Here is a 12,412-nt window from a genome sequence, read left to right on the forward strand (position 1 = left end):
ATAAATTTACATGAGCACAATGCATTGAGCTTTGCAGATTTATTAGAGCCCCGGCACTGTGCAATGGTATTGGGTGAATTTCAGTCCCGTATTCAGGCCTTAAACCTGACCTGTTCAGGTTCAATGTTCATAAAATATTGGGCTGTTCCGCTGCTATTTCCTTATCTATATGCCCTGCTCACTGAACAGCTAAATTTATCTTGGCAGCTGTCAGCACTTTCAGTGCAAATGGCACCGACGTGGTCTTGGGACCAGCATTTGAATTTTAAGGCTTCAAGTTTATCTCTAACGGCTCTAAGTACTCAAAATTCTGGTTATGAAGCATTTATGTTGAAGATTTTTCATGAACTCAATCAGATTTTTCAGGTGATCGGTCAGGTAGCAAAAGTACAACGGTTTCTGCTTTGGGAAAATACCGCTCTGCGTATTTTACAGTTCTATGACCTGATGCAGCGCAAAAATCCCGATGACATTTACAAGAGCGACATGCAACGTCAGTTTCTACTCGATCTGGAGGCTGAACGGTTTGGTTTAAAACACAATCCGTTTTTACTCTTGCAACACAGCCGTCAATCCAGTCTTAAAAATTATCAGCGTAAAAAATGCTGCTTTTATTTTCAACTTCCTGAAGCTGAAAATGAATACTGCGGCAGTTGCCCATTAGTAAATAAACACCCATAAAGTGATCAACCTTCATGTTAGAACTATCCAATAATTTATTAAAATCTTATTCCGCTATTTCCAGTTCAACCATCGGCCATATTTTAGATACTGGCTATTTACCCGGTATTCATGCTGTAAATTCAATTCAGCAGGTAGCAGGTAGAATCAGAACAGTCACCTTAAACTCTGTTAACGCTATGCAGATTCGTGAGGCTCTCTTAGCCAGTAAAACGGGTGATGTCTTAGTGATCGATGCGCGCAACATCGGTAATCGCGCCTGTTGGGGCGAACAGCGTCATCGAGCTGCCATTTACCATCAACTGGCTGCAATTGTGGTGTTGGGTGCAGTTACCGATATCAGCGCCTTACGTACCATGAAAGTTCCGGTTTTTGCCCAGGCGGTCAGTTGTTTAACTACCCGAGCCGAAGGGAAAAGCCGGGTCGATTTTGATCAGGACATTTATTATTTTGATGCCGTTATCTCCACTGGTGACCTTATGGTTGGAGATGCTGATGGTGTGTTTATTTTAAAGCCTGACATGGCAGAAAGATATGTGGCCCAATTTCAAAATATGGAGTTACTCGAACAGCAAAAACGTGATCAATTTTTTAAACAACATCCTCCTGAAGATTATTATCACCAGCTAAACCACGGAAATAATTCAGAAAGAGACATAATCTAATGAAGACCTTATCCTCCTGCTTACCAAACCACTTTAATTATCAGGAAAAAGGTATCAGCTATGCACTGCGGGCCTTAAGCTTACCGAATGATTTTCCACTCCTGTATAAATGGATGCATGAACCACATGTTATTCCACAATGGCAACTCAATAAGCCAGAATCGGAACTGGCAGCATATTTTGAAAAAATGCAGGTAGATGACCATCAGCGGCTCTACATTATTCAGATCGAAGGGGAGGACGTTGGTTATCTGGAGATTTATGAAGCCAAGCGAGACAGATTATCATTGTATTACTCTGCATTAGATCACGATTTAGGCTGGCATATTCTATTAGGTGAGAAAAAAGTGGTCGGAAAAGGGCATTTTAGAGCCGTCATGCGTCTGATAATTTATTTCATTTTTGAAAATTCGCCTGCAGAAAAAATTGTTGGCGAACCTGATGAACATGTCAGATCTTATGAATACATTGCACAAGATATTGCTTTTAAAGCGCAGAAAAAAATCAGGATGCCAGAAAAAAATGCCATTCTATATCATTGTTTCAGAGAAGAATTTTATGAAAGATGTGGGGGATATAAATCTTTTTTAAATAAATAATTGTTAACTGGGCTTATCAATTTATTTTTTCACCATTTTTAAAATCCGGATTCTAAAATTTAGCGATTCAGGTTAGTTGATAAAGTAACTTGAAAAAGTTGAGTGAAAAAATAGTAAATATTGCAACAAAAAATTTACATTGATAATAATAATTATTATTATTTGCATTAATATTAATATTCTTATAAAGGGATTAAGAATGCGACTATCTCAATTTAGTCTGTGTTTTCTTACTGTAGCAATTTCTTCACTTTTATATGCGGAAGATTCTGGTTCTGAATTAAAAGAGCTGAAAAATTCAGATAAAACAATGAAACTTTCTCCTATTGTGGTCACAGCTACCCGTACACCTAAAACAATTGCTGAGATTGCGGGTACAGTACAGACTATTCAGGGTGAAGATATTGCTCAACAGGCGGGAGCGAGCCGGAAAGTCGCAGATGTTTTAGCGCAACTCGTACCTTCACTGGCACCAAGTAGTGGAACAACCAGTAATTATGGACAAACCATGCGTGGTCGTAATGTATTGGTCATGATCAATGGAGTTTCACAAACAGGTTCGCGTGACGTGGCTCGACAGCTCAATAGTATCAGTCCAAATATGATTGATCATATTGAGGTAGTTTCAGGTGCGACCAGTATTTATGGTTCAGGTGCAACGGGAGGGATCATTAATATTATTACCAAACGTGCAGATAAATCGAAACCTTTCAGTTTTCAGACCAAGTTGGGCCTGACATCGGCTGACAATTTCCGTCGCGATAGCCTGGCTTATCAGGTAGGGCAAACCGCTTCATTTAATAATGACAAGATGGACGGTTTTTTAGGTGTAGATTATACCAGCCGAGGTTCGCAGTTTGATGGTAAAGGCAATCGTATCCCGTTAAGCCCTTGGCAGGGCAGCACGATGGATACTAACACGCTTGATGTGAATGGCCGTTTAAACTTTAATTTAACCGATCAGCAAAGCTTAAGTTTTGGTACACAATATTATAATGATGAACAGGATACCGAATATGGCCCTGACTATTCCTATCTGCAAAAAGGTACACAGCCTTCATATAAAGCCATTAAAGGATGGAGTTTAGATAAACAACCTTTCACAGAACGCTATGCCTTTAATACCCAATATCAAAATCAGGATTTCCTGGGACAAACTTTGAATATTGAAGCGTATTACCGTAATGAAAAAGCACGTTTTGTACCGTATGGTTATTCAAAAGATGGCGTTGACGTAAAACAAAGTCAATCCAATGTGGACTATACGGGAATTCGCTCTACCGTTCAATCTGATCTGCAGGTAGCCGACCGGGCTTTAAGGCTGACCTATGGCTTGGACTATGACAGGGAAAAAGACCACCAGTGGGCCGATTACTATACACCTAGTAATAATGGCTTAGTTTATACCCCTACAGGTAAAAAAGAAAGTGCGGGACCTGATACAAGAATCCAGAATATTGGAACATTTGTACAAGGTGATTATGCCATTACGGATCGTTTAAATATTCAGGCAGGTGTACGTTATCAATATGTTCAGGCGGATACCGACAGTTATTTTACTGCACGTAAACCCATTACATTAATGGCAGCTGACTCTACCGATTCTGACAAGCTCCTGTTCAATTTAGGTGCAGTTTATGAGTTAACGGACATACAGCAAGTGTATGCCAACTTTTCACAAGGTTATAGTTATCCTGATGTACAACGGGTACTGCGTGATGGTGTAGCTGGATATACTTTAACGACGTCAGGTATTGCACCGATTACAGTTAACAGCTATGAACTGGGTTGGCGCTTAAATCAGGATAAGGGCTTAAACTTGGCTCTAACGGGTTTTTATAACACTTCTGATAAAGTAGTACAGTTCAATTCTGACCGTTCAGTAAATGTAGTCGATACCGATCAGCGCATTTATGGAGCAGAAGCAACTGTGAGTTATTCATTTATAGAAAATTATAAGGTCGGTGGTACTTTGGGTTATACGCGGGGACAATATAAAGATGTTGCAAATAACTGGCATGAACTTAATGCTTTTGCAGTTTCCCCGACGAAAGGTACTCTATTTGCTGAGTGGAGCAATGAGCAAGGCTATGGTGTGCGCGCACAAATACAAGCTATTAAAGGCACAGATAAAGCATATAAAGATGACCAGGCATTAAAAGCGGCGGGTCTAACAGATAGCAATAGTGCGGCCGAAATTAAAGGCTATACCACGATGGATGTCTTGGCTCATTTTCCTATGGCTAAAGGTCGTGTAGATTTTGGTCTTTATAATCTGTGGGACCGTCAATACAAAACCGTATTTGCTCAACAAGCAGCAGTTACTAATGATAACCCTATACTGGCGATTCCTGCTGAAGGTCGTACTTTCGGCTTAAGCTATACCATTAATTATTAATGCTTATCCAGGAACTATCTGTAGCAGTACAGATAGTTCTTCATTTCTTGAGATGTCATGAAAGATAACGTCAATGGATAAAAAGAAATCAGAATGGTTATCTATTAGAGAGATTTTTTATATCTGCTTGGCAGCTTATGCCTATAGCGTATGGATATCTTGGGTTTTTCCTGATTATTTACCTTTCGCAAAAGCTGAAAATATCTATTTTTCTGCCCTCCTGGGTTTTATTTTTCTCATTTTTTATATTGTATTAGTTCCTGGTCTGCGCTCTAAGCGATGGCAAAAGAGAATAAATTATCTGAGTTATGTCTTGTTGCTAGGCTATTGGATAATAAAAAAAATAGGAGAACATTAAATGCAGTTTCGCCAAGTACAGGCAACTTTGCACAGCTGGTTGGGTATAGTTGTACTATGGTCAGGTTTCTTAATCTTTTTTACCGGCTCCATTGCCTACTTTAGAACTGAAATTAACCTCTGGTCTAAACCTGAAATTTTTTTATATTTAAAAGAGCCTCCTCCTTCTTTTGAATCGGCCCGAGTCGCTTATGATTATTTAAATATGCATGCCCTGGAAGCAAAAAGATGGCGGGTGAATCTTACCAATTCCCGAATGCCCTTTAACACTTTAGAGTGGCAAGATAAAACAAATAAGTACCATAAAATACAAGATCCGAATACAGGATTAATCTTAAAAGAGGCCCGAGAAAGTTTGGGAGGCGACTTCTTTTTTAAATTACATTACAGTCTTTATCCCTTACCAGATGTAGTAGGTAGAACGCTCGTAATCATTATAGGCATCCTATTTCTTATTGCATTAATCAGCGGGATATTGACCCATAAAAAAATATTTAAAGATTTCTTTGTCTTTCGAAGTTTTAAAGGACAGCGAACCTTGTTAGATTTACATCATATTACTGGCGTAGTAACACTTCCTTTTTATTTAATTATGGCCTTTACTGGCATCATGATTTTCTTTTATCTGCTCATGCCTTGGGGAATCAATCAACAATATGGCGAAAATGGAATAAAAAAATTTTATAACGAAATACAATATATCAATCCGCCAAAACTGGCAGCGACTTCAGGTATTCAATTAAAAGAATTCTCTACCTTCTCCAGTCAATTACCTCAACAGGGCAGTAATGGTACTACTCTGGAAAAATTTGAAGTTAAAAATCCAAATACTACGGAAGCCTTAATCACCTTCGACTATGGATATAAAAAAATAATTAATTTCAATAATCCACAATTTATTTTTTCAGCAAATACTGGAAGGCAACTAAATAATGAAAGAAATCTTCATCCTGTCGCTCAAATCAGCTCGGCAACCTATGGGATTCATTTGGGTTATTACGCCAGTCAATCAATGAGATGGGTATTGGCGAGTTTAGGTTTTGCTGGTTGCATCATGCTGGTCGCAGGAGCTTTATTATGGCAAAAGAAACGCATTAAACAGCAACATACATTAAGTTATAAGATAGTGAGTTACCTTAACTATTTCACTTTCTTGGGCTTGCCATTTGCAACAGCCATGTATTTTTTGGCCAACCGTGTTTTACCAACCAATCTTGAACATCGAGTTCAGTACGAGTTACTGACATTTTTTATAAGCTGGATTGGAATTCTAATCATTCCGATGCTGATCAAAATGCAAAAAGCTATTATTTTAGCCTTTATATTCACTGCTTTTATTTTATTGATAACAGTATTAAGTCCTGTATTTTTTTCTCCACAAGCTTTCATCCTCAATACATGGTTACATAAGCAATGGCCTATAGCAGGCGTTGACCTCGTATTTATATTTATTGCTGTAGGATATATTTCTGCTTGTTATTATTTTAGAAAAATACAAATGAGTAAGGTGAATAAATGAGTTTGGTTGCAATATTATGGGCAGTTGTTGCAATGATGCAGCTTTGTATGACCAGTCAAATTGGAATGAAAAAACTTAATAATAACTTCCTGGCTTTTAATCATGCTCGTTCTTCTTTAAAAATATTATCGTTTATTTTTATGGGCGTTTCTTTATATCTGAACTGTCTGGATAATGGTGTTTCTGTAGGAATTATCAGCTGGTTTTTCTTGATTATAACTTCAGCATTTTTTTTACAGATTTTATTTTTCTATCATTTTAAAAAATGGTTTTTTTTAATCTGGATCTTTTTATTTCTTCTGGTAGTTTATTATCTGTTAACTCATATATTTAATAATATTATAGTTTAAATCTCACTGAGAGTTTAATAGTAACTTATTAATTAAGGAGAGTACTCTCTTAAAAAGACATTGTTAAGCAAGTGCATTATAATTACTTAAAATATTTTAGGTATCATTTTGAATTTTAATGCCTTTAAGTCCATCATTCACCTTATTTAGCAAATGAATCAGGGTAATTACATCATCAAAGGTAAGCTTATTTAGAGCCTGACCATAAAACTCAAAAAAATCAGCTTGCAAGCTATCCCACATCTCTAAACCTTCAATGGTTAGGGCGACAATTTTAGCACGGCGGTCCTGTTCACTAATGACCCGCTCCACCAGACCGTCACGTTCTAGCCGTTTTAATACTGCGTCCAGATTTTGCCGGCTCACGCCCAAATATTCAGTCAGATCAGAAAAGGACATCCCGGTTCTGGCTTCAGGACGCGATAGCGCACCCATTACTGCCCAATGGACAGGAGATATTTTTAACTCATTGAGGCATTTGCGGTCCAGGCTGTTGCCCACCTGAAACAGCCGGAAAAAAAGCCGGTTATGTGCAGAATATAAGGATTGATCATATTTTTTTGACAAAGTATCACTCACTATGGGACATTCTCAAACCAAAGAGCCGAATGCTGCAAAGTATATCCTATCGCTTTTTCGCTTTAATCAGTTTCTTTTATCATTTGTTTTAAAAATTATAGTGTTTTTGCAGAAATTTTCCTATTTAAATTCTGAGTCGATCAATTTTATGGCCTGGAAATCTCTCTTTTTCTCCTCACTTCCATTGTGCTCACTCGCCAAATATCTAAGGTTTTCTTCCTAATTTTAAAGGAATAAATTATCTGTCATGCAAAAGATATATTTGGGCTCTAGAGTGAGGTCAGATTCAAATTAATCTAAAGCCAAAAACCAATATAGGTCAATACGTTGAATAAATAAAAATATTAACTTGTTGATAAATATATAAATAATAATTTATAAATATTATTTTATGTAAATATGTTGACATAAATTCAATCTCTTTCTATTTTAGATAAAACACACCGAATTAGAACAACAGCCGATTAAATTCGACAACAAAATAGCGTAGGGATGAGCAATGAAAGGATTAAAAGACAAAGTTGTGATTGTGACAGGTGGTGCAGGCGGAATTGGTTCAGCCACCTGCCGACGTCTGGCGGAGGAAGGTGCCAAAGTTGCCATTTTTGATATGAATCTGGAAGCGGCTGAAAAGCTGGCGAATGAAATCAATCAATACAGTCAGGCACTGGCAATTCAGTGTGATATTACCCAAAGTGATGTAGTTGAGCAGGCAGTTCAAAAAACCGAAACTGAACTCGGTCCAATTGATGGACTCGTCAACAATGCCGGCTGGGATATTTTTAAACCTTTTGTTAAAACCAATCCGCAGGAATGGGAAAAATTGATCCAGATCAATCTGGTCGGTATGCTGAATATGCACTTTACTGTGCTAAAAGGCATGGTAGAACGCAATTCCGGTAGCATTGTCAATATTGCCTCGGATGCAGCCCGTGTCGGTTCTTCAGGTGAAGCAGTCTATGCGGCCTGTAAAGGTGGATTATTATCTTTCTCTAAAACGCTGGCACGTGAGCATTCACGCCACAACATCAAAATAAACGTGATTTGTCCGGGACCCACCGATACGGCTTTGCTTGCAGGCGTCACTGAAGGCGCATCAAATCCGGAAAAATTACGTGAAGCCTTTATTCGTGCCATTCCACTAGGGCGTTTGGGTCAACCCGATGATTTGGCTTCTGCCATTGCCTTTTTCTTGAGTGATGACGCCAGCTTTATTACCGGGCAGGTACTCAGTGTTTCTGGCGGTTTAACCATGAACGGTTAAACGGACATCATCATTGAATTTCATAACCATCACAGTTCAACCAGATAGATAAAAACAGTACAGGATGTAAAGAAAATGAATTTTGAAGATATCTTATATGAAGTTAAAAACGGTGTTGCCTGGATCACGATTAACCGTCCAGAAAAATTGAATGCCTTCCGTGGCACCACATGTGACGAACTGATCAAGGCGTTGAATAAAGCGGGCTATGATCGCAACGTTGGTGCAATTGTACTGGCAGGCGCGGGGGAGAAAGCCTTCTGTACCGGTGGCGATCAGTCTGCACATGACGGTAATTATGATGGCCGCGGCACGATCGGTTTGCCAATGGAAGAATTACATACCGCCATCCGTGATGTGCCTAAACCGGTAATAGCACGCGTACAAGGCTATGCGATTGGCGGTGGCAATGTGCTGGCAACCATTTGTGACCTGACCATCTGTTCAGACAAAGCCATTTTTGGTCAGGTTGGTCCGAAAATGGGATCGGTTGATCCGGGCTATGGAACGGCATTTTTAGCACGTATGGTAGGTGAAAAGAAAGCCCGTGAAATCTGGTATATGTGCCGCCGTTATTCTGGTCAGGAAGCTGTTGAAATGGGCTTGGCGAATAAATGCGTACCGGCCGATCAACTGGACGCTGAAGTGCAGGCTTGGGCAGAGGAAATTTGTCAGCGTAGTCCGACTGCCATTGCAATTGCCAAACGCAGTTTCAATATGGATACCGCACATCAGGCAGGTATTGCTGGCATGGGCATGTATGCGCTGAAACTTTATTACGATACTGAAGAGTCTCGTGAAGGAGTCAATGCACTGAAAGAAAAACGTCAGCCTGAATTCCGTAAGTATGCCAAATAAGGAGACTGATCCATGAAAAAGAATCCTTATATCACTGAAGAGCTCGAGTTTTTGGCAGAAACAGCAGAAAAATTTGCCCAGAAATATATTGCCCCAGGCTTTTTGGAACGAGACCAAAGCCGAATCTTTGACCGTGATCTGGTCAAAAAGATGGGTGAAATGGGCTTTATTGCACCTGAACTGCCGGAACAATACGGCGGTCAGGGCATGGGCAGACTGGCGGCTGGAATTATCCATGAAGCGATTGCCAAAGCAGATTTAAGTTTCTCCTATATCAACCTGCTTGCTTCCCTAAATGGGCAGATTCTGGCCGAACATGGTCAGCCAGAAGTCGTTGAGCCTTGGCTGAAAAAACTCACTGCAGGCGAAGCTATCTTTTCAATAGCTTTGACCGAGCCGCGAGGCGGTTCTGATGCAGCGAACTTGCGTTTGAAGATTGAACGTGATGGCGATGAATATGTCATTAACGGCGAAAAGACTTCAATTTCTGCGGCCGATCAGGCAGATGCTTCTGTAGTGTTTGGTCGTACTGGTGCCAATGAAAATGGCGCACATGGCGTGACAGCGCTTTTAGTTCCAATGAATTTACCGGGCATCAGTACCACACGTTTTGACTGTCATGGTCAGCGCGCCATTGGTCGCGGTTCAATCTTTTTTGACAATGTTCGCGTACCCGTAAATCACCGTCTAGGGGATGAAAACAAAGGTTTTGTGCAGGTGATGCAGGGCTTTGATTTTTCTCGTGCGCTGATCGGTTTACAGGTTTTGGCCGTTGCCCGGGTGAGTCTGGATGAAGCCTGGGAATATGCAGCCCAACGTGAAGCTTTTGGTCAGCCATTGACTGCTTTTCAGGGAGTTTCACATCCACTGGCAGAATACGAAACCCAGGTTGAAGCGGCACGCTTACTTTGCCTGCAAACCTTATGGCTCAAGGACAATCATCTGCTACATACCTCTGAAGCAGGTATGTGTAAATGGTGGGGGCCAAAACTGACCTATGATGTAATTCATCAATGTCTGTTGACCTTTGGCCATGCTGGTTATGACCGTGGTGTGATGGAACAGCGTATGCGGGATGTACTTGGTTTCCAGATTGGTGATGGAACAGCACAAATCATGAAAACCATTATTGCGCGGCATAAAGCAGGTCGTAAGGCTGTTCCGGCTTAAGGAAAATAAGCACAGGCCTGAACTAAAATTATAATGAGGAGTAAGCGAATGGATTTCGATGCGGTTCTGATCCCGGCCAGAAAAGAGGCCATGCTTAAACAGGGATACTGGTTAAACCAGACAATACTCGATTTTTTACGCAGTGCCGTAGAAAAGAATTCGGACAAAACAGCTTTAGTCAGCGTTAAGGTCGAGAATCAAACTGAACAGACTTTCAGCTATCAGCAGCTTTGGGACATGACCAATAAAATTGCGCTGGGTCTGAAACAGCTAGGTGTTGAAAAAAATGATGTAGTGTCCTGCCAGTTGCCGAACTGGTGGGAATTTACCTTGCTTTACTTGGCTTGCAGCCGTATCGGTTCAGTACTCAATCCACTCATGCCGATCTTCCGTGAACGTGAACTGGAATTCATGCTCAAACATGGTGAATCCAAAGTTTTTGTTGTACCTAAAACGTTCCGCAATTTTAATCATGAACAGCTGGCCAATCAGCTGCAAAACAAGCTGGATAGCTTGAAGCATGTAGTGGTGGTCAATGGTGAAGGCGAGAATAATTTTGATCATCTGTTACTCAATCATAGTCTGGAACAGGATGCTTCAGCAGTTGCTGCACTGGATGGACTGGAATCTGGCCCGGATGACATTACCCAGCTGATCTTTACCTCAGGCACGACCGGTGAACCGAAAGGCGTGATGCATACTGCCAATACCTTATTTTCCAATATTGTGCCTTATGCGAAGCGGCTACATTTAACCGAAAATGATGTGGTATTAATGGCTTCACCAATGGCACACCAGACCGGTTTTATGTATGGCCTGATGATGCCGATTCAGCTAAATACCAAAATGGTGTTGCAGGATGTTTGGGATGTAGCCAAAGCCGTGGACCTGATTCATCAGCATCAGGTGAATTTCACCATGGCCTCGACACCATTTTTGAATGATTTGTCCAGTACCGTGGCAGAACAGCATGATAAAGTCGATTCACTAAAGATTTTCCTCTGTGCCGGTGCACCCATTCCAGGTCCATTGGTGCAAAAAGCCCGGGAAACTCTGGGTGTTAAAGTCATATCAGCTTGGGGTATGACTGAATGTGGCGCTGTAACACTAACCAGACCTGAAGATAAGGATGAACGCTCTTTCAATACTGATGGAATTGCATTGCCAGGTGTTGAAATCAAGATCGTGGATAAAAAAGGGCAGAGTAAAACTGTTAATGAAGCCGGCCGTTTAATAATTCGTTCATGTTCCAGTTTTGGAGGTTATTTAAAACGCCCACATTTAAATGATACAAATGTTGAGGGCTGGTTTGATACCGGAGATATCGCATATCAGGATGAGCAGGGATACATCCGGATTTGTGGACGCAAAAAGGATGTAATTATACGCGGTGGGGAAAATATTCCGGTTGCAGAAATTGAGTCACTATTATATAAGCATCCAAATATCGCTGTAGTGGCATTGGTGGCTTATGCAGATGAAAGGCTTGGTGAGCGTGCCTGTGCGATTATCAAACTAAAAGATCCAGCACAGCTTTTGAGTTTAAATGAACTGGTTGATTTTCTTAAAACCCATAATCTGGCCATACAATATATTCCTGAACGTTTAGAAATCTGGGAAGAAATTCCCATGACACCCTCAGGGAAAATCCAGAAATTTAAATTGAGAGAGTTATTGCAGTAAACTGTAAAATAATAACTTAGAAAATCAACTTATTTTTTTAATAAAAGCTAAGCAGTAAAAATAATTTCTATTAATAGGATTGAAAATTTTTGATGTGGAAATGAAAGCTTAAACCTGTAAATTTTAGAATACTTTAAATGCGATATAATGTAGCTGCTTAGTTTAAATTTTAAAATATTCACAGGCCTAAAGTTTTTTCTTTGCTAAGTGCTAAATATAATATTTATCAAGTTCAGGACAGTTTCATTCTAGATGAAACTGTCATCCTATAGCTATTCAATAAATAATT

12 protein-coding genes are annotated in these 12,412 nt (G+C 40.0%); 11 read left to right on the plus strand and 1 reads right to left on the minus strand.

Translation table 11 applies throughout. From position 1 onward, the window contains the following. The 7 genes from B3R63_RS04040 to B3R63_RS04070 all read left to right on the plus strand — a co-directional run. A partial coding sequence (locus B3R63_RS04040; protein ID WP_286728377.1) for a (2Fe-2S)-binding protein occupies positions 1 to 681 on the plus strand: 681 nt, incomplete at its 5' end. A gap of 14 nt (positions 682 to 695) precedes the next feature. Then, positions 696 to 1,346 carry an RraA family protein gene (locus tag B3R63_RS04045; protein WP_286728378.1) on the plus strand — a complete coding sequence of 217 codons (651 nt, stop codon included), beginning with the start codon at positions 696 to 698 and terminating at the stop codon, positions 1,344 to 1,346. After that, entirely contained in the window at positions 1,346 to 1,945 is a 600-nt protein-coding gene (locus B3R63_RS04050) for a GNAT family N-acetyltransferase (RefSeq protein ID WP_286728379.1), read from the plus strand. The genes B3R63_RS04045 and B3R63_RS04050 overlap by 1 nt, the downstream gene beginning before the upstream one ends. 199 nt (positions 1,946 to 2,144) lie before the next feature. Continuing rightward, positions 2,145 to 4,343 carry a TonB-dependent receptor gene (locus B3R63_RS04055; RefSeq protein WP_286728380.1) on the plus strand — a complete coding sequence of 733 codons (2,199 nt, stop codon included), beginning with the start codon at positions 2,145 to 2,147 and terminating at the stop codon, positions 4,341 to 4,343. Positions 4,344 to 4,416: 73 nt separating this feature from the next. After that, positions 4,417 to 4,701 carry a hypothetical protein gene (locus B3R63_RS04060; RefSeq protein WP_286728382.1) on the plus strand — a complete coding sequence of 95 codons (285 nt, stop codon included), beginning with the start codon at positions 4,417 to 4,419 and terminating at the stop codon, positions 4,699 to 4,701. Continuing rightward, positions 4,702 to 6,219 (plus strand): PepSY-associated TM helix domain-containing protein, encoded by a 1,518-nt coding sequence (locus B3R63_RS04065; RefSeq protein ID WP_286728383.1) that lies wholly within the window; start codon positions 4,702 to 4,704, stop codon positions 6,217 to 6,219. It begins immediately after the preceding gene. Further along, positions 6,216 to 6,569: a hypothetical protein gene (locus B3R63_RS04070; RefSeq protein WP_005406411.1), complete on the plus strand. Its 354-nt coding sequence runs from the start codon at positions 6,216 to 6,218 to the stop codon at positions 6,567 to 6,569. Before B3R63_RS04065 ends, B3R63_RS04070 begins: the two co-directional genes overlap by 4 nt. A 96-nt stretch (positions 6,570 to 6,665) precedes the next feature. Here the strand turns inward: B3R63_RS04070 and B3R63_RS04075 are convergent, their stop codons facing one another. After that, a complete protein-coding gene (locus tag B3R63_RS04075) occupies positions 6,666 to 7,148 on the minus strand; it encodes a MarR family winged helix-turn-helix transcriptional regulator (protein WP_248088487.1) in 483 nt (160 codons plus the stop codon). Between the two features lie 499 nt (positions 7,149 to 7,647). Here B3R63_RS04075 and B3R63_RS04080 point away from each other — a divergent pair, with 499 nt between their 5' ends. The 4 genes from B3R63_RS04080 (at position 7,648) to aliA (ending at position 12,123) form a co-directional block, all read left to right on the plus strand. Continuing rightward, positions 7,648 to 8,412: a glucose 1-dehydrogenase gene (locus B3R63_RS04080; RefSeq protein ID WP_286728384.1), complete on the plus strand. Its 765-nt coding sequence runs from the start codon at positions 7,648 to 7,650 to the stop codon at positions 8,410 to 8,412. A 75-nt stretch (positions 8,413 to 8,487) separates the two neighbouring features. Then, on the plus strand, positions 8,488 to 9,270 hold the full coding sequence (gene badI / locus B3R63_RS04085) for a 2-ketocyclohexanecarboxyl-CoA hydrolase (protein WP_286728385.1): 783 nt from the start codon (positions 8,488 to 8,490) through the stop codon (positions 9,268 to 9,270). Positions 9,271 to 9,282: 12 nt separating this feature from the next. After that, complete coding sequence (gene aliB / locus B3R63_RS04090) at positions 9,283 to 10,440, plus strand: cyclohexanecarboxyl-CoA dehydrogenase (protein WP_286728386.1); 1,158 nt, start codon at positions 9,283 to 9,285, stop codon at positions 10,438 to 10,440. 48 nt (positions 10,441 to 10,488) lie between these two features. Then, positions 10,489 to 12,123, plus strand: a complete 1,635-nt coding sequence (aliA, locus tag B3R63_RS04095) for a cyclohexanecarboxylate-CoA ligase (RefSeq protein WP_286728387.1) — start codon at positions 10,489 to 10,491, stop codon at positions 12,121 to 12,123. Positions 12,124 to 12,412 lie beyond the last annotated feature (289 nt).

It is taken from the genome of Acinetobacter sp. UBA1297, from assembly GCF_002307755.1.
Lineage (GTDB): Bacteria > Pseudomonadota > Gammaproteobacteria > Pseudomonadales > Moraxellaceae > Acinetobacter > Acinetobacter radioresistens.

Bases quoted from the DNA above. Each gene is read 5' to 3' on its own strand.
- B3R63_RS04045 (WP_286728378.1), top strand. From the start codon at position 696: ATGTTAGAACTATCCAATAATTTATTAAAATCTTATTCCGCTATTTCC.
- B3R63_RS04050 (WP_286728379.1), top strand. From the start codon at position 1,346: ATGAAGACCTTATCCTCCTGCTTACCAAACCACTTTAATTATCAGGAA.
- B3R63_RS04055 (WP_286728380.1), top strand. From the start codon at position 2,145: ATGCGACTATCTCAATTTAGTCTGTGTTTTCTTACTGTAGCAATTTCT.
- B3R63_RS04060 (WP_286728382.1), top strand. From the start codon at position 4,417: ATGGATAAAAAGAAATCAGAATGGTTATCTATTAGAGAGATTTTTTAT.
- B3R63_RS04065 (WP_286728383.1), top strand. From the start codon at position 4,702: ATGCAGTTTCGCCAAGTACAGGCAACTTTGCACAGCTGGTTGGGTATA.
- B3R63_RS04070 (WP_005406411.1), top strand. From the start codon at position 6,216: ATGAGTTTGGTTGCAATATTATGGGCAGTTGTTGCAATGATGCAGCTT.
- B3R63_RS04080 (WP_286728384.1), top strand. From the start codon at position 7,648: ATGAAAGGATTAAAAGACAAAGTTGTGATTGTGACAGGTGGTGCAGGC.
- badI (WP_286728385.1), top strand. From the start codon at position 8,488: ATGAATTTTGAAGATATCTTATATGAAGTTAAAAACGGTGTTGCCTGG.
- aliB (WP_286728386.1), top strand. From the start codon at position 9,283: ATGAAAAAGAATCCTTATATCACTGAAGAGCTCGAGTTTTTGGCAGAA.
- aliA (WP_286728387.1), top strand. From the start codon at position 10,489: ATGGATTTCGATGCGGTTCTGATCCCGGCCAGAAAAGAGGCCATGCTT.